Below are 24,221 nucleotides of genomic sequence, written 5' to 3'. Positions count from 1 at the left end.
GTCACTCTGCCCTTTCGTAACGGAACAGCAACTGGCAGGTCAGAAACCATGAAGGCAAAAACAGCCAGGGATTGTTGAATCCAATCGCCATGAAGATCACAAAACGACCGAACGCGTACCATTGGCGTTCGGCACAGTTGGCGAAGTGCATCCAGATCGATAGCGCCAGCGTGGCCAGCGCCAAGGGGCCGAGTTGAAGGAGCAGCATCGGCAGCTGCATTTCGATCTGATAGGGTTGCTCGGGATCGCTCGACAAGACAGGAAAATAGGTTCCCCACCCAAGCCCGGACCAGCCGTCGAACGAGCCGAGGATCACGTCAAACTGAAACTGCTTTGCACGAAGGCTCAGGTCGACGTCCGGGCGAAGAACCGGAAGATAAAGATACAGGACGTACAGGAACGCTGCGCCGAGGATGGCGATCATAATTTTGACCGCCGGTGTGCTCCTCAAAATGTATGGCAGGCCGAGATTGGCCGCCAGCAGCACGATGATGGCGACGCTTCGTGCGACGAAGATCATAAAGGCGAGAACCGAAACGACCACCGCGACCTGAAGCCATCGACGCCTAAACGTCGTCGCTAACGCAACAGCGGCCAAGCTAGACGATTCGAAATAGACACGGTGGGTTTCGCCATCGGCGCCGACTACGCGGTTAAGACCGCGAAGGCCGTAAAGATCGATCTCCGTAACAAGCAGGAAAAACCCCATGATGACGTTGAAGAGCGTCAGATAGGTCAGGATCCGGCGGAGCCCGATGGCGTCGAACCGGGTAGCGTGGTTCAAGACCGGCACGGACCAGATAAATAACAGAAAGCCGATCAGATGGACTTGATCATACGCATTATGAAACTGGGTCAGATAAACGAGCAGTCCGCAAACGCTGGCCAGTGATGCAATTAGGAGGTCGCGGCGATAGGCACCATCGCCAAACCCGACCAGAATCAACCCGGGAATAACGAACGCTTTTTGCGACACGAATAGCAACAGTGGCCACAAATTGGTCGCAACTGGGAGCGCAAAACTGCGCACACGAACCAACCAGCTTGGCTGACCGACAGGGCCGTCCGATCGATCGGCGACGAAACTCTCAACGGTCATGTCAGCCACCAAAGCAACGATAGACTGCCGCCTGATGCGGCCAGTAACACCGCCTCGACCGCCGCGCTACGCTCGGCCCGGCGGATGCCGCTCCATCCGATCAGCAGGACGGTGTCCAACCAGATCCGGCCCGACCAAAGCGCCGCAGCTCCCGGCGCACCGAAACGACCGATCACGAAAGGCGCAAGTGCGAGGTATAGCGCGAATTCAAGCAGGTGCATTACCGCCGCATCGCGCGCGCGGCCGGCTGCGACAAGCCGCGTCATCGGGAATTGCGCGATCGCGCTGCCCGCTACGCCGAAAAGCAGGATAGAAATCGACGCCGCCGTCTCGGCACGGGCGAGGCCGGGGTAAAGGATCGCGGCGATCGGTTCGCGCAGCCATGCGATGCCGAGGCACCCGATGATGACCGGCGGCTGCAATGCGATGAACAATCGGTTCGATAATTGTCGCGCCGTTGCCGGGTTCGCTGACGCGGCTAGCCGGACCATCAGCGCTGGCAGCAGCGCCGTCGGCAGAGCGATGGCGCGCAGCGCCATGTCCTGCGTCGCAAGAAAGACGGTCAGCGCCTCGCTGCCTAGCCCGCCCCAAGCGATCAGGATGTAGCGGTCGAACCCCGACATAGAGACGGCAAGTAGTGCGAGCAGCGCGAACCAGCCGCTTTCGCGCATGAAGCCGGCGGCGACGTCTTCACGTGCGGCATCCGGGTTGTCCGAGCGCCGGTCCATCACGGTGCGAATGGCGCGCGCCTGCTCCCAGACGAACGGGAACCGTACCAACAGCGAAGCCAGACTGATAACCGCAGCGTCTCGCACGACGAACGATGCGGCCAGGGATGCACCGATCAGCAGAACCCCGACCCCGGCGCGATTGAGCGCCGACCGAGAAAAGGCGCCTAGACCTTCGAGCACGCCGCGCTGTGTGTTCGCATAGATAGCAACGCCGACACCGACGCCGGTTACCATCGCCAGACCTAATGGGCGGCCGCCGCCGGCTGCGGGAAACAGGATCAGTCCCAGAACCGCGACAGCAAGACCGGCAAGTATCGCGACCGTCAGTGCGCGTCGCAGCGAATGACGGACCAGCAGCCGCTGATCCTCGGGGTGCACCGAGTTCGCGTAGGCGATACGTCGTTGAGCCGTGCGCGCCACACCGAGGTCGAGGCTCGGTGCGAAGTTGATCGCCCCATAGGATAGAAGAAACAGGCTGAAGACGGTTTCGCCCACGTTTCGAAAGATGATGGGCAGACCGACAAGACCGACGGCAATCGGCACGAGCATCGCGAACGCGCTCCACGCGACGTCGCGATCGAAGCGCTTATGCGACGCATGCACAGCGGCGGTCACGTGAAATCTTTCTTTATGAAGATCATTTAGCGCCGAAGCCGCCAATCATAGTAGGAATGGTGCGGAAAGCGATAACCATGTCGAGCCATGCCGAGAAATACTTCACGTAGTAGAAGTCGTAGGCAAGTTTTTCATTGATTGCGTCGAGGTCGGTCACATGACCCTGATGAACCTGCGCCCAGCCGCTGATACCCGGACGAATGATGTGCCGATAGCTATAGAACGGGATCTCCTGCTCATACCATTGCGACAAGGGGACCGCTTCCGGTCGTGGCCCAATCCAGCTCATTTCCCCGCGGAGGATGTTCAGGATCTGAGGCAGCTCGTCCAACCGCGTCCGGCGCAGGAAACGTCCCGGGCGGGTGATCCGCGCATCGTCGGTTCGCGTCATCGCATCGTGACGGGCGGCTGCGTCGCTGTCTTCGACCAAGCGGTCGCGCATCGTCCGGAACTTAACCATCTGGAAGACTTGGCCGCGGAATCCCATGCGCTCCTGCTTGAAGAGCACCGGGCCTTTCGAATCCATACGGATCGCCGCAGCAATCGCTAGCATCGGCAGGATCAGGACGGGTACGAGTACGATGCATGCCGCGATGTCGACCACGCGCTTGATCTTTCGGTACGCCAGATTAGGCACGAGCGATCCGAAGCTGTTCTCCGAGAGATGCTGGATCGTTACGCGGCCCGTGAGTGATTCGCGCAGAAGCTTTGAATGATAGACAACGCGTCCACTGATCGCAGCGGTGGCAAGCAAACGCTCCCAGACGTCGTCATGATCGTGGCGAAAATCGGCCACTAACATCGCCGGAAAGGGGGGCATCGTCGGCTCGTCCATTCGGATCCATTCGGCGCCGCGAATATCGTGGAGTGCGTCCGCATCCCCCCCGGGTACGGTATAGAAGCAGAGCCGGTTCGTCCGCTCCGACACATAGACGAGCACGGGAACAAGAAGCACCGAAAGCGAGAAACTGCCCAGGAAGATCGATCGGCTATAGGCGAGGCGCAGGCCGAACGTCAGCACGAGCGCGAGCCCAAACGCTGCGGCGAGCGCCGGCAGGATGAAGGCATAGGACCGCACGCCGGGGAACGAATCGACCCGGCGCACGGCAAGAAGGCCAAAAAGTCCCGCAAGCCCCGACGCGATCGCGCTGTTGATGGCGGCCCGATAGGTGTCAACCGTGAGAATTCCTGAAAAGACGAGCAATGCAGGAATACCGACGGATACACCCCACAGGACAGGAAGCTGAAATCGCAACCGCCTGAACAACGCTGCACGATTTTGGCGTGATTTCTGCGTAGATACCAACATGTCTGTATTTCCATTGTCGACGATGAACGTACTACCGCAGTCAGAATCTAATTTCTTACTGGCTCGCTAATAGCGTTCTTTTCCGAACACACATCGCCTGAAGCGTTTTTATCGAAGTTTTTGATAGAGTGCATGTCGCCCAGCGTCATTGGGGGCCGGCTCGATTGCCAGCGACAGCCTCACTTCCACGCCGGCCGGCACGGTCATGTCGTCGGAACGTGGATTGTGAATGCCGATCGGCACCGAAGCATAACCTCCTTGATCGGTTGCGTTGGCGTGGATGATCTGCCGCTCCAGCGAAACGCTGCCACCATCCGGCTCGATTGTGTTGGCGTTCCAGCGTACGCTTCCGGCCTGCACAACCGCTTGGCCGATGGTCAGACCGATACTACGCGATACGAGAACCGAGCGGGCCGGAACAAAGATGCGCAGCGTATCGATCTGGGTGGTTCCTCCGGCCCGGATCGATACCGGTTGCGGGGTGCGTACGATATGGCCAAGCGGTGGCGCCTGCAGGCCGACGCAGCGCGCTACGCCGGCCGAGTGTTCGATCACGATCCGGCCGCTGACCGTCGGCGCACTCTGGGGATCGGCAAGGACGGCGAGCCAATAGTCGCTGCCACCAAACGACGCGTTGAGCGCCAAAACCGCCGATCGCTCGATGAAGATCGCTGCGTCGTTGCTGCCGAGGCTTCCGGTGGACCAGAACGGCGTCGCAATCGTGCCGCTGATCGATACGTTGCGACAATCAACGATCGAGAACGCGCGGCCCATCGGACGCTCGATCAAGCCGTCGAACGAGAAGTCCTGGCATCGTTCAAGAAGGACGGCCGGTCGCTGAACCGCGGGCGGCGGATGATAGAAGCCGGCGCGGACAAGTTGCACGCCAGACAGCACCGTGCCGATGCAGCCGCGCGCCACCAGAGTCGCTTCCGCGGTTTCGAACATCGTGGTTCCGACAATCGTGACAAACGGCGTGTTTTCGACGCGGACTGCATTGGCGGTGCATTGGAAGAAGCGGCAGTTCTCGATTCGCAGTCCATCGCAATACCGCGCGTCTACGATGGTGCCGCAATGCAGGGCAGCAATGCAGCCGGTGATGCGGCCATCGCGCACCGGTGCGAAGGTGGCGCTTCGCGAGACAAAGCGCGCAACCACGTCGCAGTCGTGTGCGCTCCATTCGGCCAGGGTTGGCATCTGCGCGGCGCGCCCGCGATCAGCGACGGCCGACAGCGCCGTTTCCAGACCGTGAAACGAAATGTTGCGCGCTTCGAACTGAAGCGCGCCGACGATGTCGATGCCAACCGTGCCACCCTGAAAACCGGGCGGAAAGGCCCAGCGCGATTGCCGCGCATCGCGGGCGCGGATGGCCAGGCCCGACACTTCGACGCCGCTACTGTCGCGCGCGTCGATCGCGACGCCGGCGTCAACGATAATCTCGGTGCGGCCCGCCGCCGACGGCGTACTGCGTCCGTCATAGGGTTCCCATCCGCCGCGTCCGGCGCCTCGAAGCGCTTGACCGTCACGCAGCTGGATCGGTGCGCTGACACGATACCGGCCGGGTCGCAGGGTCACGACGCTTCCGGCCTGAAGCGCGCTGGTGATCGCCCGATGGTCATCGGTCCTGCCGTCGCCCTTGGCGCCGAAAGCCGCCGCATCGACAATCGATGCGCTCGAAATCGGAGCGTCGTTGGCCGAACATGCCGCTGACGCCGTGGCGGCCAATGCCGGTAGCGTACTGGCCATCAAGCCGCGCCGGGAGATGCTGATGGGCTCCATCCTTGAACCTTTGCGACCTTGTCCGGCCTAGCGCCGCGCCCGGTCGACCGCCCGCGCCTGATCCGCCGCGACTTGGAAGGGCGCCGTCGCGTTCGCCGAGGGAGCATAATTACGGTCGATACGATTGCGAATGCGCGTTTGCACTCGATTGGCCACACGATTACTGATACGCATCATTGGAAGAACCTGCACCTCGCCGCGGACCTGGGCCCGCGACTGGCGCTGGCCGACGCGACCGGTGGCAATCTGGGCCGTCTGGCCAACCTGCGGATCGGCGACTGACAGCGTGCCGGACTGACGACTTGGCATTTGCGTCGATAGCGCCGCTACGGGCAGCGCGATCAACGCCAAGTTTGCCATCCACTTCATAGCGTTATCCCAACCGGTTGGAGGATCGCACGTTCGACCCGTCCCGACACACCGCCGACCGCCGAAGACGGACGGGCGATCAGGCGTAGCAACTGCGCCGGACAGTCGTCGCGGACATCAAAGACACCGTCGAAACGCCCGGCAGCATCCAAATCGACGCGGCCGATCTCACGTGCGTCCGTGCACACCAACGCCCAATAGGGCCGTGCTGATGACGACTGGTTGATATCCGCGGTTTGGCCGCGCAAGCGATAGCGCCCCGCCGGTAGGACCTGCATCTGTTGTAGGACGATCCCGCCGACGGTCGGCGCCGCCGAAAATTCAAACACGCCGCCATCGGCCGTCCGCTGGATCGAAGCGGCAATTCCTGTCTCGCTTAGGACTGGCGTCCAATCAAAAATCGTTGGATCGCTGTGTTGTGCCGAAAAATCGGGGTCGCGAGAGCGCCGTGGGTCGAGCCGTGTGCGACTGCGGCCGTAAAAGGACCATGCGTTTGCCACCGCCCCCCGGGTGGCAAACGTGTCGACCAGCTTCGCCATGACGTCGCCCGGCACGCGCAAGCCCCTGTCTATCAGCGCGTTGAACAGGCTTGCCAGCGGATCGAGCTCCGCTGGCGACGTCAGCACATACCGTAGGAACGACTCCCCCCAGGGGGGCTGCTTTACCAGTAGATCGGCCATCGCAGGCACGATTGCCGGGTCGCCAAGTGCCGACGACAGCACCGGAAACAACGTGTCGAACGCGTTGCGCGACGTCCTGAGGGCAACGTCGTAATGATACAGAGCGTCGACGATGTTACCGCGCGATACCGCATCCTCGATCATCAGTAGCCGGGTGCCCAGATTGCGCCGGGACAGCCGATCCGAATGGACCAGAAGGCGCCGAGCATCGCCGGGTTGACTACGAAGTTGCGCTTCGATCGCCATCGCGGTCAACGCCGCTGGCGCGATCGGCTCGTCAACCAGCGCGTTTCGCGCGATCAATGCGGTGCGGGGCTGCCATTTGCCCGTTTCTGCGATCTGTCGTTCGGCGTACCTGCCGGCGATCCGGCCGTCGCCGGGCGCGAGCGCATAGCCACTGCTGGGATCAGTTCCGGCCACGACGAACCCTAGCGCCTGCATTATCGAAACCGCGCCCAGCGCAAGCGCCCCAACCGCGAGGCAGCCACGTAGCGCCCATTCGGGCCGGCTACGCTTCAGCAACGTTCGGGTGGACCGTTGCGACACCGCAGCCTCAGCCCTTCTCGCGACCATAGCCATAGCCGTACTCGTAGCCATAGCCGTAATGTGCCTTACGCGCCTCGAACTTGGTCAGAACGCCGCCCAGGATATGTGCGTTAGCGCCAAGCAATCGCTGAAGTGCCGTTTTGACGAGGCTTGACCGAATGCCGTGCGATTCGACGGCATAGACGATGCCCTCCACTCGGCTTGCGATCAGCGGCGCGTCGGCCAAGCCCATGACCGGCGGGCTGTCGATCACGACATGGTCATAGGTCTCTAACAGGCGCGAGATCAGCAATTGCAACCGGTGGCCGGTCAGCAACTCGGCAGCATTGGGCGGGATCGGGCCCGCCGACATCGCGGTAAAGCCCAGATCGGTCATGTCGAAGGTCAGCTGGCTGATATCGTCCTGTCCGGCCAGGAAGTTGCTGAGGCCGCGGTCATGATCGACGCCCCCCAGATGGTGGACCGAGGGTGAGCGCATGTCGCCGTCGACTAGAATGACCTTCTTGTGCGAACGCGCCAGCATCGTCGCGACGGCAAGCGCGGTGGTCGACTTGCCCTCCGCCGGTCGGGTTGACGTGACGGCAAGCGAACGCGGCACGCCATGTTCGGTGGTGAAGCCCAGACTGGTCTGGATCGCCAGATAGGCATCGACCAGATCGGATTTGCGGTCGAGCAGGGCCTCACGCGGTTCGACCCCCTCGACCTTAGGTACCGAACCTAGCAACGGCAGTCCGAGGCGACGTTCGACCTCTCCGGGATCGGCAATCGCTTCGTCCATCTGTTCGAATGCGAAGGCAAGGCCGGCACCAATGGCGAGACCGGCAAGCAATGCGATCGCCAGATTAAGTATCAGCCGTGGACTCGACGGATCCTGTGGAATATCAGCTTGGTCCACGATTGCAATATTGTTGACGCCAACGCCCCCGGCTACGCCGACTTCCTTGAAGCGTTGCAGCAGGCCGTCATAAAGTGCGCGGTTGGTGTCCACTTCCTGCTGAAAGATATTATACTGGATGCTGCGGCGGCGCAGATCGAGGTAGTTCGACTTCAGGCGCTCGACGCGTTCGCGAAGAGCATTTTCCTGTTCGGCGGCTTGGCGATATTCGGCCTGGACCGATCCCGATACTCGGCTTTCCTCGCGCGCGATCGAACGGTCGAGCTGATCGATCTGTGACTGGAGCGCGCGGGCTGGGGGATAATCCGGCTCAAACTGCACCATCAGGCGCTGATAGTCGGCGGCCAGCTCGGCGCGGCGCTGGCGCAGCGTGTTGATCGCCTGGTTGCGAAGCGCTTCGCTTGACTGTCCGCCGCGGCCCGCCTCGCGAAAGCGCGCTTCGGCGGCGATGCGCGCGGCAGTCGCCTGCGACAGCGCCGTGTTCAGCGACGCCAGTTCGTCGGCGACGATCGACCGTTCGGCGGTGGTGTTCTCACCCGATCCTTGCGCGGGCAGGTTGATGATCCGCTGCTGCTCGGCATAGGTGACGAGCTGGCGCTGCGATTCATCGAGCCGCTCCTTGGCTTGGGCGAGTTCGCGCTGAAGCAGGTTGCGGCCATAGGATGTCGCCTGAACTTTACGTTCCAGATTGGTCTGGATGAAGTTTTCGGCCCAGGCATTGGCGACCTTTTGCGAGAAGGCGGCGTCGGGGCTGATGAAGTTGATCTCGACAAGCCGCGACAGGCGGGTCGGGACAATGTTGATATGTTCGAGCAACATTTCGCCAACGATTCGCTGTCGCGCCGCCCGCCCGCCGGCAGTGTAGCGGCCATTGGCCTCGCGAAACGCGGCATCGTCCTGATCGACGCCGAAACGTTCGAAAAACGCCTTGTCATCGACCAAGCGAAGCTGGTTGGCGACACGCTCAGCCAGTGTGCGCGATTCAAGCAGGCCATATTGGGTCTGATAGAATTCCTGGTCGGCCACGCTCGTTTCGCGCTCGACGCCTTGGAAATTGGTGACTTGGCTCGATTCACGCGAAATCTCGATCGTCGAAGTCGCGGTATATTGCGGCGTCATCAACAGCGTGACGATCAGCGCCAGAGTGAAGCACGTCGCTACCGCGCCCAAGATGACGTAACGCCATCGTAGCGCGATACGCAGATATTGCCGAATGATCGGCATGGCATCGCCGCCAGTAGTGACGCCTGGCATAGCAAGCGTGGTCGGCAAGGCACCGGGGCGAAGCGTGGGGCTGACGAGACTCATCGATAGCGCCTTATTGCAGCACGGCGATCAGCGGCGCCGCGAGGACCGGCGACAACGAGACAAAGTCACGGAACAGGCGGCGTTGCGGTGAATCGCCAACGATGATCACGTCATTGGCGTAGATCGGCGGATCATCATACGCGCCGCGGCGGATCGCCGCGATGTCGTAGAGTCCCGCCATGCGCTGATCGCCGACAGTCCGTAGAATGACGACTTCTTCCTGGCGCGCGAATTCGGTCAGGCCCTTGGCGGAGGCGACCACGCGCATCAGCGTCATCTGGTTGGTGACGGGATAAAGACCCGGTTCGACGACCGAGCCGTCAATCGTCACGACCTGGCTGACCGAGCTTTTGATATTCACGGTCACTTGCGGATTGCGGACATAATGCGCCTTGAGCGCCACTTCGATCGCATCGGCCAGTTCCTGCGCCGTCTTGCCGCGCGCGTCGACGGTGCCGGCCAGCGGCATGGCGATGCGGCCGCTGGCATCGACCTGCATTTCGCGGTCAAGGTCGGGAATGCCGAATACGCTGACCTCAATCGTGTCGAGCGGGCCGATCAATGCCGGGCGATCCGCAGCGGTCAGGTCGCCGCGGTTGGGCGGCGGAAGGAGCGAGCTGCCCTGAATCACCGTCAGACTGCCGTTCGACTGAAGTGGCTCTGGCGAACCGCAGCCAGTGGCGGCGAGCGCAAGGCACAGAATTGGAAGCGAAAAGCGCATGCGCGGGAGAATTCCGGGGAAAATATGAAAACCTCGGCGGTCTATAGGTCTAGGCCTCATGCGGGTAAAGCAGCCTGCGACTGGTTGCCATTTGCCCGTGCCAGCCAAAATGCCGCGATGACGACAATGGCCATGATGGTCGGAGTGCGTGCCGGGTAATCGGTTATGCTGGCAATCAGGATGAGAAGGATCGCGGCCGACCCGAGCCGGCCCAGTATGACGCTCTCATCGGCCTTGGCTCGCCAGACGCGAATGGTGGTGATCAACCACCACAACGTGGCGGCCGCCAGCAGGGCGATCGCGGCAATGCCCCCATCCAGCGCGATGCCCAGATAATCGTTATGCGCCTGATTGAAGTAGGTCAGCTTGAGCAACTCTAGCGGCTCATGAATGCGGAACACGGGATCGAACCCGCCGAAACCCGACCCGAACGGCATATAGGTGGCGATCATCGCCAGCACCGTGGGCAATGCGCGTGAGCGCATGTCCTCACCCGTTTCAAGCGCGATCAGGCGGTTGATCGCATCGGCGCGGTCGGCGGCAAAGCTCAAGCCGATAAAGCCCCCGATCACGACGACGCCCGCCACGATCAGCGCCGGAAACACCCAGCGGGGCGCATGGCTTAACCGGCGGCGCAGGCGGCGCCCGACCAGCATCAGCGCTAGCATCAGTGCCAAGCCGCCCAGCAACATGCCCGCGCGCGAACCCGTCGCCAAGATCGTCAGCACGAACAGCAGCACCAGCCCGACGGCCAGCGGCCCGCGCCAGCGCAGCGCGTCGCGGTCCATGAACGCCCAGACCGGCGCAATCAGGCAGCCAATGGCGATCAGCAGCGCGAAATGGTTGCGGTTGGCAAAGATGCCGCTGACCTGCCCCGGCGTATCGTTCAGGAACGGGTTGTTGAACCGCGCGCCCGTGAACTGAAGCAACCCCAGCAGTACCGCGGAGGCGATCATCGCCAACAAGATGGTCGGCAGCCATGCACGCACCCGTTCATTCCCCTGGGCCAGCACCAGCAGCGTCGCCGCCGGCACGATAAGCGATGCCAGCGCGTTCCGCGTCGCGCCCGGCGTCATCGTCCATGGCCGCCACGGCACCGGCTCCCCTGGAATCAGCAGAATGTCGCGACCGGGCAGCGATTGCCACCAGGCAGGGGGCAGGGGGATGAGCTGGATCAGCGGCAGGGCGATGGTGGCGATCAGCAGGAACAGGACCGGCCGCGCCCCTGCAAATATGGGTCGCGGCCCGGCAAGGATCGCGGCGATCAGGATTGCCCAGCAACCTGCCCGCACGACGACCTGACCCATGGTGTCGGCACGGGATGCGCCCCCCGCAACCCAGAGCAGCACGATCAACGCGATCGTGAGGATAAGGGGAAGATCGGGGCGGAAACGGGACCGTCGGGCCGAGCGCGCGTGAGCCATATTCGCCCGTTAGTCGATTGGCGCGATTTGCGAAACCGTGTGTCGTTCAATGTCGACCGTCACGCCAGCGCGCCGCATTCCTCGATGATTTGTCAGCACAAGGAAGCGTCAGATGGACTATTATGAATATGCCAGGAGCAGAGATTTGGAAAGGTTGGCGAGGCAACTGGACAAGCATTGTAATTTCAAGGTTCTCCGCCGGCTACCACGGCCGGATGAATTGTGGCTGTCGCCAACGCCGGCGAAAGGGCCGATGGTCAGGCTGGCAGTAATTGATGTCGAAACCACGGGGCTGGACTCAAAGCGTGCCCGCATGATCGAACTGGCCATTGTGCACTTGGAACTGGACGAAGTGGGAAACGTGATCCAATTGCAGCCGGTCACGGAGCAATTGGAGGCGCCGGGTGTGTCCTTGCCATCTGAGGTTGAGGCATTGATAGGGATCGAGGCGCAAATGCTTGTTGAACAGCGTTTCTATGACCGTCTGATCCATAATTTGCTCAGCGTGGATGTAATTGTCAGCCACAACGCCACATTCGACCGCGCATTCATGTGCACCCGCTTTCCTAGGCCCTGTTGACATAGTGGATTCCCAGTTGGCGTGATCTCTGATTCAAGGCTGCCTTTTGGAGGCGGTTTTGGGTCGAGGTGACGTGTCGGACGAGGAATGGGCGGTCATCGGGGCGCTGCTTCCGCCAGAGCGTGGGCGAAAGGCTCGGCCGTCACATGACAACCGGCGATTTCTGAGCGGGATGCTGCACGTGCTGCGAGTGGGCTGCCCTTGGCGCGACATGCACGAGCGCTATGGCAAGTGGAACTCGGTCTACGTCCGGTTCCGGCGCTGGGCCGAGCAGGGTGTGGGACGCGATGCTGACGACGCTGGTCGATCTCGGGCTGACTGACGATTGGCAGCACATGATCGACAGCACGATCGTCCGCGGCCATTCTCAGGCAGCGGGCGCTAAAGGGGGACCTGCAAGGAAGGCTTTGGTCGAAGCCGCGGCGGCTTTACGAGCAAGATCCACGCCCGCTGTGATGGTCAGGGACGCCCTCTTGGCTTCGTCCTGACCGGGGGCGAGGTATCGGATTATCGCGCCGCGCCAGCCCTGCTCGACATGCCCGTACTCAAGCCTGACGCCTTGCTCGTCGACAAGGGCTATGATGGCGACGCCGTCCGCGAAGAGCTGCTGTGGCGCGGTATCCTGCCGATCATCCCGCCCAAGGCGAACCGTCGCGAGCCAGCGGCTTGCGACTTCCGGCGCTATCGTGACCGCAATCAGGTCGAGCGCTTGTTCAACCGGCTCAAACAATCCCGCCGGATCGCCACCCGCTACGACAAAACCGCAACGTCCTTCCTCGGCTTTCTATGCCTCGCCTCCGCCAAGCTGTGGCTGACGCACTATGTCAACAGGGCCTAGCCTGAAGCTACCTTGGGCTTGCACATTGAGCGACCTTGATTGGGATCTTTTCGGATTGGAGGGGCGGGCGCTCGGCCATTTGGTGATGTCTGCAGGGCATTTCATTAACAACAGTCACCGGGCTGGCGAAGATGCATGGGCGCTTGCTTGCCTCTTAGCGCGCATTGCCCCCGATGGACGCGCCATCGCCACGATAACCGTTCGGCGATCCTGCCACAAGTTCATCTGCTCATCACGACACGTGTATTTGCCCAAGATCATTCCGATCTAGGCCGCATCCGCCAGACTTGGCTGCGAAGCGAAAAGGCGCGCCGTCGGATCGCCGGGCGATGGTGAGCACATTCGGATATGTTTCCAGCCATCGCGCAGCAGGTCGTATGATCGCGGAAACATTCTCCAACTTATAGACATCCGAACTAGCGATAATGTTCGCTATCGATAGTGCACTTGCATTGTGAGGCGGTCTCGGTCCAACCATGCATCCATGACTCAGGCTGAGATCATTCCGCTCGATACTGCCGTTGCGATTAATGCTGCGGTAATTGATGCCGCGCGGCGCGCGATGAGCGAGAATTCGTGGCGGGCATTGCGCGCCGATATCCGCATCTTTGGTGCATGGTGCGCGTCGCTTGGCTCACCGGTGCTGCCCGCCGCGCCGGCGACCGTTGCGGCGTTTCTTCGCGATCAGGCGGCGGGCGGCAAGAAAGCGGCGACGCTGGCGCGATATATGGCGTCGATCGCGCGGCTGCATGCGCTGGCCGATCAGCCCGATCCGACCCGTGCCGAACTGGTGCGCCTTGAACTCAAGGCACAGCGCCGGGCATTGGGCGTACGCCAATCCCAAGCCAAAGGGCTGCGTTTTCGCGGACAGGTTGCCGATCCGCTGGTCGCTGCCGGACCTGTTGGCGTCTGTGTCGAGGCGATGCTGCTGGCGGCCGATGATCGAATTGCGCGGGGTCAGCGCGATCGAGCCCTTCTCAGTCTTGCCTTTGACACGGGGTTGAGGCGATCGGAAGTGGTGGCGGTGCATTGGGGGCATGTCGAGCGCGGCACAGGCGGCGGCGGGCGGCTGTTCGTGCCCCGGTCGAAAGGCGATCAGGAAGGCGCCGGTGCCTATGCTTATTTGTCGGCGCGCACCATGGCGGCACTGGCGGCCTGGCGTGCGGCGTGCGGCGGCACGCGCGAAGGACCGGTTTTCCGGCGGCTGCACCGCACCCGCAACCGTGCCGGGGACGATGTCTGGACCGTGGGCACCGGCCTGACGGCGCAGTCTGTAACTCTTATATATAGGGCCATGCTGGATGCAGCCCACGCGGCCGATCTGCTGGGCATGATCGATGGGCATGAATTCGAGGCATGGCGCGCCGGGCTGACGGCGCATTCGACGCGCGTCGGGCTGACGCAGGACCTGTTCGCCAGCGGTCAGGATCTGGCCGGTATCATGCAGGCACTACGCTGGAAATCGCCCGCCCAGCCCGCGCGCTATGCCCAGGCGCTGGCGGTGGAATCCAATGCAGCGGCACGGGTGGTGGGCAAGCTATAGCTGGCATGATGGGCTATCGACAAAGGTCGATCAGGATAGCTCAGCATTCGTCTGGAAAACGTCACACAGATTTGCCCTCAAAATCGCATCGACAGTGATGATCGTCATTGATGCTTTCCCGCGACTCCACTTCCACGTCGAACGCGCGTTTGCCACGCCGCTTCCATAGCGCGAGCATGTCACCGGCATCATCGCTGCGAGCACGCCCGACCAGCTCCAGCAGCGCGCCGTAGATCGTGGCGCGATCATCGTCGGTCAGGTCGACCAGGCCGGCTTTCTGGACGAGGCCGCCAAGTTCGATCAGGTGGCGGGTGCGCTCGCGTCGAGCCACAATCCACTTCTTGCTAGATGAGCGTTGAAGCCCCGCTTCCGCTCGCCGCATTGCTGCCCGGTTGCGCCGCTCCAGTATCGCTGTTGCCTTCAGCAGCGCCGCGACCTTTGCGCCCGCGCCGTTGAAAGAAGGCGGTGCCCTTCGATCGCCACGCCTCCTTCGCTTCGGCATTCTGCGAGGTGACGGCATCGAGCAGCACGCCGGCGAGTGTTTCCATGTCGAGCGCATCGGCCCCGGTGGCGGTGACGAGCTGGCCGAGCTGTTCGACGCGCCGCGCCTTCAGCGCCCGCGCCTTGTCTTCCAGCGCCCTGAGTTCCGCATCATAGTCCCGAACCTTGCGCATTTGGTGCCCTTTCCCCGATTTCAGCTGTGGCAGCCTATCAAATCATTCGCGGCAGGCAATCCAGTGCTTATGCGGCATCAGTCACTCAGGATTTGCAAAGCGGATTTTGAGTGCGCGCTTATACGTTGTTGCCAACGTGCGCGAAGTGCGGCAGAGTGATGGACGCGATGGCGATCTACCATTTCTCCGCCAAGGTTATCAGCCGCGCGAACGGTTCGAGCGCCGTCGCGTCGGCTGCCTATCGCGCCGCATCCGAGCTGTACGACGAGCGGCTCGGGCGCAGTCACAACTTCTCGAACAAGGCCGGTGTCGTGCACTCAGAGGTGCTGCTGCCCGAAGGCGCACCGGAGCGCCTGCTGGATCGCACGGCGTTGTGGAACGAAGTCGAGGCAGGCGAGAAGCGCAAGGACGCCCAGCTTGCCCGCGAGGTCGAGTTCTCGATCCCGCGCGAGATGAGCGAAAAGCAGGGTGTGAGCCTCGCGCGCGATTTCGTGAAGACGCAGTTTGTCGATCGCGGGATGGTCGCCGATCTCAACGTGCACTGGGACACGGCAAAGGACGGCAGCCCCAAACCGCACGCGCATATCATGCTGGCAATGCGCGAGGTGGGACCGGACGGGTTCGGCAAGAAGGTTCGCGACTGGAATTCGACCGAGCTGCTGAAGGCCTGGCGCGAGGCATGGGCGGCCCATGTCAACGAGCGCATGGTGCTGCTCGGTCTGGAGGGGCGGATCGATCACCGCTCCTATGTCGAGCAGGGGATCGAGCTGGAACCGCAGCACAAGATCGGTCCGGCCGGCATGCGCCGCCTCGACCGCGGCGAGGATGCCGGGCGGGCGGAGGATCACCGGCGGATCGCGCGCGAGAATGGCGAGAAGATCCTAGCCGATCCGCGCATCGCGCTCGACGGCATCACGCACCAGCAGTCCACCTTCACTCTGCGCGATCTGGCGATCTTCGTGTTCCGCCACTCGGACGGAAAGGAGCAGTTCGACCGGGTGATGGCAGCGGTGCGCGCCAGCCCCGATCTGGTGGCGCTGGGCAAGGATGGGCGCGACCGGGAGCGGTTCACGTCGCGCGAGACGATCGCGACCGAGGCACGGCTTGAGCAGGCGGGCGACATGCTGGCGCGGCAAGGTGGGCACGGCGTCTCCGCGTCTCGCCTTGCAGCTGCGCTGGCGGCTGCGGAAGGGCGTGGACTGGTGCTGTCGGGCGAGCAGCGCGACGCCTTCGGGCATATCACCGGTGCGCAGGGGCTGGCATCGGTCATCGGCTATGCCGGGACCGGCAAGTCGGCGATGCTGGGCGTCGCGCGTGAGGCATGGGCGGCGCAGGGCTACCAGGTGCGCGGCGCGGCGCTGTCGGGGATCGCGGCCGAGAATCTGGAGGACGGATCGGGCATCCCGTCGCGCACCATCGCCAGCCTCGAACATGCGTGGGCGCAGGGCCGCGAGCTGCTGACCCGGGGCGACGTGCTGGTGGTGGACGAGGCGGGGATGATCGGCACCCGCCAGATGGAGCGGGTGCTGTCGCATGCCCGCGATGCCGGGGCCAAGGTGGTGCTGGTCGGCGATCCCGAGCAGTTGCAGGCGATCGAGGCCGGGGCGGCGTTCCGGGCGATTGCCGAGCGTCACGGCGCTGCCGAGATCACCGAGGTGCGCCGACAGCGCGAGGACTGGCAGAAGGCGGCAACGCGCGCGTTTGCGACGGGTCGCACGACCGAGGCGATCCACGCCTATGCGGCGCATGGCATGGTGCATGCGGCCGAGACGCGCGAGGCAGCGCGCAGCGCACTGGTGGAGGGCTGGGATCGCCAGCGGCAGGCCGAGCCCGATCGAACCCGCATCATCCTCACCCATACCAATGCCGAGGTGCGCGCGCTGAACGAGGAGGCACGTGGCCGGCTGCGGGCGAGCGGCGACCTGGGCGAGGACGTGGCGTTCGGCGCCGAGCGGGGCGAGCGGCAGTTCGCCCCTGGTGACCGGATTATGTTCCTGCGCAACGAACGCGGGATGGGTGTGAAGAACGGCACACTGGGAACGATCGAGCGGGTCAGCCCCGAAGGCATGGTGGTGCGGCTCGACAGCGGTGCGCGGGTGGCGTTCGAAGCGAAGGACTATGCCGCGGTCGATCACGGCTATGCGGCGACGTTCCACAAATCGCAGGGCGTGACGGTCGATCGCGCGCACGTCCTCGCCACGCCGGGCATGGAACGGCACAGCGCCTATGTCGGCATGTCGCGACATCGTGACGGGGTGGCGCTCCATTACGGGTGCGACGACTTCGCCGACCTGGCGAAGCTTGCGCGTACCCTGTCGCGCGACCGGGCCAAGGACATGGCCGGCGACTATGCTGCGCCATCCGACGAGGAGCGGGCACGCAGCTTTGCCGAGCGGCGCGAGATACGCTGGCCCGAGCGGGCGCGCGAGATCGTGCAGCAGGTCCGTGACAAGGCGAAGGGCATGTTCGCCGGGTTCCGGCTGAGGGTGGCCCCGGAAACCTCCGTTTCGGATATGATGCCGCAGGCCGGGCCGGTGATTGACGACAGGTCGGACGCTGCTCGGGCCGTCGGACGTTATGCGCGTGCCGCAGCCGACATGGACCGGATGCGCGCCCTGGATCTGCCGGTGCTCCCGCATCAGGAGAGCGCGTTGCGCCGTGCCGGCGAGGCGCTCGACCGGACGCGTCCCGACGCTGCCAGCGACCTCGCTGCCGCGTTCCGCCGCGATCCCGCGCTGATCGCGCAGGCAGCCGCTGGAAACACAGTGGGTGCGGTGCGCGCAATGGCCGAGGAACGCCGGGTGCGGCTCGACCGGGAGGCGCGCGCGGACCGGTTCGTTGCGGCATGGAAGCAGATGGGGCAGGTCCGTTCGGATCTGGAGCGCTCGGGCGACCGGGCGGGCGCTGAACGGATGCGCGCCGACATGGTGAAGACGGCCGGGACGATCGGGCGCGATCCGCAGTTTGAAACGGTGCTGCGCCAGCGTGCGTCCGAGCTGAACCTGAACCCCGACAAGGGGCGGGCAATTGGGGCTGCACTGGTTGCGTCGCTCGGTGCGGGCCGTCAGCGGGACAGCGGCATGAGCCTGTAAGGGTTCGTGCTTTCCGATAAGAAGGGGGCAAGGTTGAACGAAGATTACGATCCGGACGTCGCGGCGGCGGCGTTCGCAAGGTTGGGTCGCGAGTTGGAGCTGCTGCGCGGTGCCGTCGGGCAACTGGCGGCCGGGCGTGACGACAGGCTCGAGCTACCCGACTATACCGAAACGCTTGGGCACATGGCGAAGGCGATCGCCGCGACGGCTGCACGCGTCGATGTGCTGACGAAGGCGGCCGAAGACAATGTCACGCCGCGCCATGTCGCTGATCGGATCGTTGCAGCGAGCGCTGGTGCTCGCGATGAGGACCGGCGCGTGATCAGGGGCCTGGAGGACGTGACGCGCCAGCTCCAGGGCTATGTCGTGTCGGCACGCGCGGGCGACGAGCAGAATCGCTGGCTGGCATGGTCCATGGTCGCCGGGACGATCATGGGCATCGTGTTGTGGACGTTGCTGGCGGGGCCAATCCTGCGGGCGACACCCGATAACTGGCACTGGCCGGAGAAGATCGCCGCACATATACTTTTCATGCCAATGTGGGAAGGTGGGCAGGCGATGCTGCGTGCAGCTTCACCCGAGGCTTTGGCGGGCATGCAGTCGGGTTATCGAATCTTTATCGCTAACCGCGAGGCGATCGAGACCTGCCGGAAGCGGACGAACAGGGCGCGTGAGACAGTGCGCTGCACGATCGATGTGAAGGCGGACGGTGGACCCGGTAAGTGACGGTGTCGAGATGGGTGCAATGGTCGGGCACTTACACCTCCAGCAAGCGCTCGTCTTGCGTATCTATGATCATCGCCGGAATGGTGGCATGGCCCTGGCCGGTAGTCCCTCGCCTCCGCTGCCGGACTGTAGGACTATCACCATCATCGGCAGGCCAATGAACAGGAATGCGAGACAAGCGCTAATCGCGGGCGAATGATCTAGTGACGGCTGCGGAAAACGTTCATGCTCGCGAGCCGCAAAAGCCTGAACGTCCGCTTCGGCATTGCCGAGGCTGCGCAATCGCTTGGTTGTTTGACCAATCGTATCCGCATGGCCCAAGACGAGGGTCACCTGCCCCCGGCACTGGCATCGGGGAACGGGCGCCTGCTTGGCTACACGGTTAGAATTTGCTGAACATGCGCGAGATGCTAGGCGCCTCCCCCGCCCGCGCGCCGGTGGACGTGCCGACGATCATTGAGGTGAAGAATTCAAAGACGGTCTCGGGAAATCGACGTGACCGAGCATCTACTTATTATTTAGTAGTACAGGGTTATCGGTGTTGGCGGTCAAGGGTTGGCATCCCGCATATCTGGCTCGATTTCAAGACAATCCCGCACGTCCTGCTACGCCGGACCGGCACATTACCCTATGAACAAGGGCCTTTTCAGTTCACCGCGATTGTCGGAGAACGTACCGGGGGACACGCATCCTAGTTTCTGAGCCTCTTTGGCAGCGGCCCGTACCGTGCTTGTACCGAGGCTCTAGCGCGTTCATTTGCAATCGCAGAAGCCAGACGAGCGTTGCTATCGCTTGCCCTCGCATCCTCGCTGCCCTGCTTCCATAAAAGGGCCACTCGAACTAACGATAGCCGATTTGGAAATCGACATGCTAAATATTGCTTAATTCAGCGGATTCGCGCTATCATGCTGCTCTATAACTTCTTGCAGCCACAACCGACTGACTAGTCCCTGTTCGGCGATATAACGTGCGCTGCCGATCGGCAGCAGGCGCGTGAACATGATACCGGCTTCTTCGCCATCGACCCAGCGGACATGGCCCGCGATTGGCATCAGTCCTTCCAAATGCACCATCATCGGGGTGCCGACATCAACCTCCGAAACGCCGTTGATGCGCGCGCCGGAGCTGGAAATGTCGGTCAGACGCGCCGTCTGCCGATGTTCCCCGAAAACCACCTCGACATCGAAGCCGACGCGGGCGCGGCTTGGGCGAGGCTGGAGCCGCTGTTGTGAGGCGGAGCGAAACATCGACAGGGTTTCGGCATGTATGTTGACGAGGAACTGGACACCCAGATGCCGGTCCTCGCGCCAGCGGACCTGCGCCGCGATCGGAACGCCGCCCGACGGGCGAACGGCCAGCAACTGGCCAAGGCAAGGGCGCAGCCGCGGCGATTCATCTTCGACATAGATCCGAGCACCGCGCATGTTGAGGTCGAGAATGACCGCATCATACCATTCGCAGCCGGTATCGACTGTCACCGGAATGCAGATGCGCTCGCGCGGGGCGGCACGAGTATCAAGCGAATCCAGCGCTTCGAGGGGCGGCGCGGGCTTTCGGCGCAGGAAATCCAGCATCGACATCAATTCTTACTCATCGCACGGTGTCGACGATAATCCCGCAAGCCGCCGGGCGATGTCCGTGAACGCTTGATCATACAGCCTCGCTATCCGGCGAGGGGCTACGGCAGGGACCCGTCGCACTGACAGTCAGGACTTACGTGCGGCCGGTGCGGGCACGCCAGACGGCAATCCTACGGACCTGTCGTTTACTCCTTGTTAAGGAATTGCGCGTTCGCGATCACGCGTCTGCCTGTCAATTTGGACCGTGCGAGGCGTAAACAGCTTGCACCAAGCGGGATTTCTGCGTTTGGGAGGCGCAAATACGGAGGCCACCCCCATGCCGAGTTCGACGATCGTTCCCGTTATTCTGTCTGGTGGTAGCGGCACGCGGCTGTGGCCGATGTCGCGACCGGAGCGGCCCAAGCAATTTCTGGCCCTGACCGCAGCCCAGACGATGCTGCAACTGACGGCCGCGCGCGCCACTGGAGAAGCCTTTGCCGCGCCGATCGTGGTCGCCAATACCGCTCATGCCGATCAGGTCGCCACCCAGCTGGCCGAGGCGGGCTGCGCCGCTCAGACGATTGTGCTGGAGCCGATGGCGCGCAATACCGCGCCCGCAATTGCACTGGCGGCGGTCGCGGCGGGCAGTGGCAATGCGCCGCTGCTGGTCATGCCGTCCGACCATGTGATTGCCGATGTTCCGGCCTTTCACGCCGCAATCCGGCGCGCATTGCCGCTGGTCGAGGATGGCTGGCTGGTGACGTTCGGCATTACCCCCGACGCGCCCGAGACGGGCTATGGCTATATCCAGGTCGGCGAGCCGCTAGCCGAGGGCGTGCACCGCGTCGCCCGCTTTGTCGAAAAGCCGCCGTTCGAGGCCGCACAGGCAATGGTCGCCGCAGGCGATCATGCGTGGAATGGCGGCATCTTCCTGTTCCGGGCTGATGCCTATCTGGCAGCGTTGGCCGAATTCGCGCCGGCGATGCTTGACGCGGCGAAGCGTGCCATGGCGGGGGCGGATCGCGACGGTATCTGCGTGCGCCCCGAAGCGGCGGCGTTCGGTGGGTCTCCTTCGAACTCGATCGACTATGCCGTGATGGAGCGCGCCGACAGGGTCGCTGTGGTCCCCGTTGCAATGGGGTGGAGCGATGTCGGAAGCTGGGATGCCCTGCATGCGCTCAGCGAAACCGACGCCAAGGGCAATGCGACCGACGGCGAGGTCGTGATGCTCGACACCCATGGCTGTCTGGTTCGATCCGACCGCGCGCGCGTGGCGATGGTGGGGGTCAGCAACCTGATCGTCGTGGCTAGCGGCGACGACATTCTGATCCTGCCGCGTGGCCGGTCGCAGGACGTGAAGCGGCTGCTCGATGCGATGAAGGGATGAGCGCGGGGTGTATGGATGCCGACATGTCGACGCCCATACACCTATCCGCTCAGCGCCCGGTCGGGGTCGATAAGCGTCAGGCGCGCGCCACCGTTGCCCCAATGCCATAGCACCAGCGCGGTGCCGCCCGGGTTCTGAAGTGAGGGGACGAGCGCGCCCTGGACGCCGTCGGCCACCAACGGTTGTACGACCGCCCAGCTTGGCGGCACCCGACCGTTGATGCGAGCGATCGTCTTCCATTCGGCATCAAGCGCCTTGGTGACAGCCGGATCGGCGGCGTTGCCGCGACCGTCAGTCAGGTCGGCGATGCGATCGGCCACGACCCGGTAGGGGGCAAGCACGCCCGGCCGCGCCAGCCCCTGATAATATTCGGCTACAGCGGTCACGGGGTCGAGCGCGCTATAATGCGCGGGCCAGCCCTTCAGATTCCAGCGCCCGCCATGCAGCCGCGCTCCTTCTCCCGACAAGGGGCTGCGCTGATGTGCGGGCGCGATCATGCGCCAGACCTGAATGTCGAGCGGGCGGACGGGATAGGGCATGGGTTCAATGCTAAGTTGCCCCGCTTGCGCCTGCTGTCAGGCGGTGATGCTGTGCGCCAAGCTTTAGGAATAGGCACCATCGGTCATGCGCTCTAAATCCTCGATCACCAGTACGCCATGGCCCTGTTCGACCAGTTCCTCGGCAGTCTTGCCAAAACCGGGAATGGGTTGATGCCGGAACCAGATGATCGCCTTGCCTTCATCGCCCGTCAGTTGCGCGGCCCCGGCGATGATGCGGGCGATCTCGCCCAGCTTAGCCTGCACTGCCGGGCTTTCGGGTCGGGCGGTCATCGTGTTGCGATTGACCCGTGCAAGCCGCGCCAGTTGAGATACCGGCACACGCAGCCGTTCCGCCATGCGGCGCGGGGCGATTATGTCATGGTCGCGGATATCGTTCAGAAAAGCAGCAATCATGAGTGCGCTCCTTGACCCCATATATGCCCATTCGACGCTGCCATTGCAATGATGCGCCGATCGACACAGCGCTTCATCGTCAAAAACGAGGCATCTTACGTCACAAAGCGCTTGCACTACGCCGTGTTTGGGGTTTGGAAGGACGCGAAGGGCGGAAAACCGCAAAAGGGGCCATTGGAACGATCATCCCGGCATCCTGTCCAGCAATGTCGGGCAGCAGTGCGGGCTGCGGCTGCACTGACTGTTTCAACCGCTTCGACAACCATTCAGGCATGCAGGCCGGCTTGCGTGATCCCGTCCATGGAGTGTTCCCCTGATGAAGCAACTGATCGCCTTCGATCTTGACGGCACACTGGCCGAAAGCAAGCAGCCCTTGGGCGAGCCGATGGGCCAAGCGCTGGCCGAATTGCTGGACGTTGCGCATGTCGCGGTCATTTCGGGCGGTGACTGGCCGCAGTTCGAAAAGCAGGTGGCGAGCCGCCTGCCCGACCATGCTGATCGCAGCCGGCTGTGGCTGATGCCAACGACGGGAACCAAGCTTTATACCCATCGTCAGGGCGCCTGGTCTGCGATCTATGCCGAATTGTTCGATGAGGAGACAAAGGCCCGGATTCTGGCCGCGTTTGACGCCTCGCTCGAAGCGACGGGCTTCGTTCCCGAACAGACATGGGGCGAACGGATCGAGGATCGCGGCAGTCAGATCACCTTTTCGGCACTGGGCCAGCAGGCACCGATCAACGCCAAAGAGCATTGGGATCCCGATTTTGCCAAGCGCAAGATTATTCAGGCCGACCTGCGCGGACGGCTGCCGGGCCTCTCGATCAACATGGGCGGCGCGACCTCGATCGATATCACGCGTGAGGGCGTGGACAAGGCTTATGGCCTTAACAAGCTGTCCGACGAAAGCGGCATCGCGATTGGCGACATGATCTTTATCGGCGATGCGATCTTTCCTGGGGGCAATGATTACCCGGCCAAGACCATGGGGATGGATACCGTTCGCATACGGGATCCACAGGAAACCATTTCAGTGATTACAGGAATTGTCGCTTGTCTAAAATAAGTCTTTAGGTCGTGAACTCATAAATCTGCGTGGATGGTTGTCGAGCTGGCAAGCCGATCGTAGGCTTGGGTCATGTGGGATGGGCTGAGCACGACAACGCTGGTCGCATGGGCGGCGGGGGCGATGGCGATTGGAGCCGGGCTTGGCTTCCTTCCGCGCTCTCGATGGCGCTTAGCGCTGATTGGAATCTGGTCAGTGGCCCCGGTGCTTCTTGTCGTCTGGGCCACCGGGATGACCGCGCTGGATATGGGTTCGGTCGATCTGACGGGGTCTTCTTGGCTTTGCTGTTGTGTTTACACTGCTCCTGCTACCGCCTTGGGCGCTGTTGAC

General features: G+C 62.9%; 21 protein-coding genes and 3 pseudogenes. 10 read left to right on the top strand and 14 right to left on the bottom strand.

Annotated features, from left to right (window positions below; all coding sequences use genetic code 11):
* Position 1: 1 nt before the first annotated feature.
* The 5 genes and pseudogenes from ACAX61_RS16780 to ACAX61_RS16760 all read right to left on the bottom strand — a co-directional run.
* On the bottom strand, positions 2 to 1,108 hold the full coding sequence (locus ACAX61_RS16780; protein WP_370715879.1) for a hypothetical protein: 1,107 nt from the start codon (positions 1,106 to 1,108) through the stop codon (positions 2 to 4).
* Positions 1,096 to 2,445, bottom strand: coding sequence for a lipopolysaccharide biosynthesis protein (locus ACAX61_RS16775; RefSeq protein WP_370715878.1), 1,350 nt, complete (start codon positions 2,443 to 2,445; stop codon positions 1,096 to 1,098). The genes ACAX61_RS16780 and ACAX61_RS16775 overlap by 13 nt, the downstream gene beginning before the upstream one ends.
* Before the next feature lie 22 nt (positions 2,446 to 2,467).
* Positions 2,468 to 3,754, bottom strand: coding sequence for a sugar transferase (locus ACAX61_RS16770; protein ID WP_370715877.1), 1,287 nt, complete (start codon positions 3,752 to 3,754; stop codon positions 2,468 to 2,470).
* 108 nt (positions 3,755 to 3,862) lie between these two features.
* Positions 3,863 to 5,137: a hypothetical protein gene (locus ACAX61_RS16765; RefSeq protein WP_370715947.1), complete on the bottom strand. Its 1,275-nt coding sequence runs from the start codon at positions 5,135 to 5,137 to the stop codon at positions 3,863 to 3,865.
* Positions 5,138 to 5,308: 171 nt separating this feature from the next.
* Positions 5,309 to 5,359 (bottom strand): annotated as a pseudogene (locus tag ACAX61_RS16760) (hypothetical protein); the annotation flags it as partial.
* 31 nt (positions 5,360 to 5,390) lie between these two features.
* Between ACAX61_RS16760 and ACAX61_RS16755 the strand changes: the two are divergent.
* Complete coding sequence (locus tag ACAX61_RS16755) at positions 5,391 to 5,564, top strand: hypothetical protein (RefSeq protein ID WP_370715946.1); 174 nt, start codon at positions 5,391 to 5,393, stop codon at positions 5,562 to 5,564.
* Positions 5,565 to 5,671: 107 nt separating this feature from the next.
* The gene (locus ACAX61_RS16750; RefSeq protein ID WP_370715876.1) at positions 5,672 to 5,815 is read left to right on the top strand and encodes a hypothetical protein; all 144 of its coding nucleotides are present in this window, start codon (positions 5,672 to 5,674) and stop codon (positions 5,813 to 5,815) included.
* 83 nt (positions 5,816 to 5,898) lie between these two features.
* Here ACAX61_RS16750 and ACAX61_RS16745 read toward each other — a convergent pair whose 3' ends face one another.
* From ACAX61_RS16745 to ACAX61_RS16730, 4 genes are all read right to left on the bottom strand, one after another.
* Positions 5,899 to 7,002 carry a hypothetical protein gene (locus ACAX61_RS16745; RefSeq protein WP_370715875.1) on the bottom strand — a complete coding sequence of 368 codons (1,104 nt, stop codon included), beginning with the start codon at positions 7,000 to 7,002 and terminating at the stop codon, positions 5,899 to 5,901.
* 133 nt (positions 7,003 to 7,135) lie between these two features.
* The gene (locus tag ACAX61_RS16740; protein WP_370715874.1) at positions 7,136 to 9,331 is read right to left on the bottom strand and encodes a GumC family protein; all 2,196 of its coding nucleotides are present in this window, start codon (positions 9,329 to 9,331) and stop codon (positions 7,136 to 7,138) included.
* A 10-nt stretch (positions 9,332 to 9,341) separates the two neighbouring features.
* The gene (locus ACAX61_RS16735) at positions 9,342 to 10,052 is read right to left on the bottom strand and encodes a polysaccharide biosynthesis/export family protein (RefSeq protein WP_370715873.1); all 711 of its coding nucleotides are present in this window, start codon (positions 10,050 to 10,052) and stop codon (positions 9,342 to 9,344) included.
* A gap of 56 nt (positions 10,053 to 10,108) precedes the next feature.
* A complete protein-coding gene (locus ACAX61_RS16730) occupies positions 10,109 to 11,476 on the bottom strand; it encodes an O-antigen ligase family protein (protein WP_370715872.1) in 1,368 nt (455 codons plus the stop codon).
* 112 nt (positions 11,477 to 11,588) lie between these two features.
* On the opposite strand from ACAX61_RS16730, the gene ACAX61_RS16725 reads away from it, so the two are divergent.
* From ACAX61_RS16725 to ACAX61_RS16705, 3 genes and pseudogenes are all read left to right on the top strand, one after another.
* Positions 11,589 to 12,056: an exonuclease domain-containing protein gene (locus ACAX61_RS16725; protein WP_370715871.1), complete on the top strand. Its 468-nt coding sequence runs from the start codon at positions 11,589 to 11,591 to the stop codon at positions 12,054 to 12,056.
* A gap of 58 nt (positions 12,057 to 12,114) precedes the next feature.
* Positions 12,115 to 12,894 (top strand): annotated as a pseudogene (locus ACAX61_RS19655) (IS5 family transposase).
* Positions 12,895 to 13,378: 484 nt separating this feature from the next.
* On the top strand, positions 13,379 to 14,437 hold the full coding sequence (locus tag ACAX61_RS16705; protein WP_370715869.1) for a tyrosine-type recombinase/integrase: 1,059 nt from the start codon (positions 13,379 to 13,381) through the stop codon (positions 14,435 to 14,437).
* A 61-nt stretch (positions 14,438 to 14,498) separates the two neighbouring features.
* Here ACAX61_RS16705 and traD (ACAX61_RS16700) read toward each other — a convergent pair whose 3' ends face one another.
* Together traD (ACAX61_RS16700) and traD (ACAX61_RS16695) are read right to left on the bottom strand one after the other, a co-directional pair.
* Positions 14,499 to 14,768, bottom strand: a complete 270-nt coding sequence (traD, locus tag ACAX61_RS16700; protein WP_370715868.1) for a conjugal transfer protein TraD — start codon at positions 14,766 to 14,768, stop codon at positions 14,499 to 14,501.
* Positions 14,769 to 14,781: 13 nt separating this feature from the next.
* On the bottom strand, positions 14,782 to 15,111 hold the full coding sequence (gene traD / locus ACAX61_RS16695) for a conjugal transfer protein TraD (RefSeq protein ID WP_370715867.1): 330 nt from the start codon (positions 15,109 to 15,111) through the stop codon (positions 14,782 to 14,784).
* Positions 15,112 to 15,278: 167 nt separating this feature from the next.
* Between traD (ACAX61_RS16695) and traA the strand changes: the two genes are divergently transcribed.
* From traA to ACAX61_RS16680, 3 genes and pseudogenes are all read left to right on the top strand, one after another.
* A complete protein-coding gene (gene traA, locus ACAX61_RS16690; RefSeq protein WP_370715866.1) occupies positions 15,279 to 18,203 on the top strand; it encodes a Ti-type conjugative transfer relaxase TraA in 2,925 nt (974 codons plus the stop codon).
* Positions 18,204 to 18,236: 33 nt separating this feature from the next.
* Positions 18,237 to 18,929: a DUF6118 family protein gene (locus ACAX61_RS16685; protein WP_370715865.1), complete on the top strand. Its 693-nt coding sequence runs from the start codon at positions 18,237 to 18,239 to the stop codon at positions 18,927 to 18,929.
* Between the two features lie 210 nt (positions 18,930 to 19,139).
* Positions 19,140 to 19,468, top strand: a pseudogene (locus tag ACAX61_RS16680) (AAA family ATPase); the annotation flags it as partial.
* A 342-nt stretch (positions 19,469 to 19,810) separates the two neighbouring features.
* Here the strand turns inward: ACAX61_RS16680 and ACAX61_RS16675 are convergent.
* Complete coding sequence (locus ACAX61_RS16675) at positions 19,811 to 20,509, bottom strand: PilZ domain-containing protein (protein ID WP_370715864.1); 699 nt, start codon at positions 20,507 to 20,509, stop codon at positions 19,811 to 19,813.
* Positions 20,510 to 20,825: 316 nt separating this feature from the next.
* Between ACAX61_RS16675 and ACAX61_RS16670 the strand changes: the two genes are divergently transcribed.
* On the top strand, positions 20,826 to 21,875 hold the full coding sequence (locus tag ACAX61_RS16670) for a mannose-1-phosphate guanylyltransferase/mannose-6-phosphate isomerase (RefSeq protein ID WP_370715863.1): 1,050 nt from the start codon (positions 20,826 to 20,828) through the stop codon (positions 21,873 to 21,875).
* Between the two features lie 41 nt (positions 21,876 to 21,916).
* Here ACAX61_RS16670 and ACAX61_RS16665 read toward each other — a convergent pair whose 3' ends face one another.
* Complete coding sequence (locus ACAX61_RS16665) at positions 21,917 to 22,414, bottom strand: RES family NAD+ phosphorylase (RefSeq protein ID WP_370715862.1); 498 nt, start codon at positions 22,412 to 22,414, stop codon at positions 21,917 to 21,919.
* Between the two features lie 63 nt (positions 22,415 to 22,477).
* Entirely contained in the window at positions 22,478 to 22,828 is a 351-nt protein-coding gene (locus ACAX61_RS16660; RefSeq protein ID WP_370715861.1) for a hypothetical protein, read from the bottom strand.
* Positions 22,829 to 23,144: 316 nt separating this feature from the next.
* Here ACAX61_RS16660 and ACAX61_RS16655 point away from each other — a divergent pair, with 316 nt between their 5' ends.
* Entirely contained in the window at positions 23,145 to 23,891 is a 747-nt protein-coding gene (locus ACAX61_RS16655; RefSeq protein ID WP_370715860.1) for an HAD-IIB family hydrolase, read from the top strand.
* Positions 23,892 to 24,221 lie beyond the last annotated feature (330 nt).

The organism is Sphingomonas sp. IW22 (assembly GCF_041321155.1).
Lineage (GTDB): Bacteria > Pseudomonadota > Alphaproteobacteria > Sphingomonadales > Sphingomonadaceae > Sphingomonas.
Note: the sequence above shows the minus strand (reverse complement) of the source record. Positions and strands in the feature narration are given on the sequence as shown.

Bases quoted from the DNA above. Each gene is read 5' to 3' on its own strand.
- ACAX61_RS16655 (WP_370715860.1), top strand. From the start codon at position 23,145: ATGAAGCAACTGATCGCCTTCGATCTTGACGGCACACTGGCCGAAAGC.
- ACAX61_RS16665 (WP_370715862.1), bottom strand. From the start codon at position 22,414: ATGCCCTATCCCGTCCGCCCGCTCGACATTCAGGTCTGGCGCATGATC.
- ACAX61_RS16730 (WP_370715872.1), bottom strand. From the start codon at position 11,476: ATGGCTCACGCGCGCTCGGCCCGACGGTCCCGTTTCCGCCCCGATCTT.
- ACAX61_RS16740 (WP_370715874.1), bottom strand. From the start codon at position 9,331: ATGAGTCTCGTCAGCCCCACGCTTCGCCCCGGTGCCTTGCCGACCACG.
- traA (WP_370715866.1), top strand. From the start codon at position 15,279: ATGGCGATCTACCATTTCTCCGCCAAGGTTATCAGCCGCGCGAACGGT.
- ACAX61_RS16770 (WP_370715877.1), bottom strand. From the start codon at position 3,754: ATGTTGGTATCTACGCAGAAATCACGCCAAAATCGTGCAGCGTTGTTC.
- traD (WP_370715867.1), bottom strand. From the start codon at position 15,111: ATGCGCAAGGTTCGGGACTATGATGCGGAACTCAGGGCGCTGGAAGAC.
- ACAX61_RS16660 (WP_370715861.1), bottom strand. From the start codon at position 22,828: ATGATTGCTGCTTTTCTGAACGATATCCGCGACCATGACATAATCGCC.
- ACAX61_RS16670 (WP_370715863.1), top strand. From the start codon at position 20,826: ATGCCGAGTTCGACGATCGTTCCCGTTATTCTGTCTGGTGGTAGCGGC.
- ACAX61_RS16705 (WP_370715869.1), top strand. From the start codon at position 13,379: ATGACTCAGGCTGAGATCATTCCGCTCGATACTGCCGTTGCGATTAAT.
- ACAX61_RS16675 (WP_370715864.1), bottom strand. From the start codon at position 20,509: ATGTCGATGCTGGATTTCCTGCGCCGAAAGCCCGCGCCGCCCCTCGAA.
- ACAX61_RS16725 (WP_370715871.1), top strand. From the start codon at position 11,589: ATGGACTATTATGAATATGCCAGGAGCAGAGATTTGGAAAGGTTGGCG.
- ACAX61_RS16735 (WP_370715873.1), bottom strand. From the start codon at position 10,052: ATGCGCTTTTCGCTTCCAATTCTGTGCCTTGCGCTCGCCGCCACTGGC.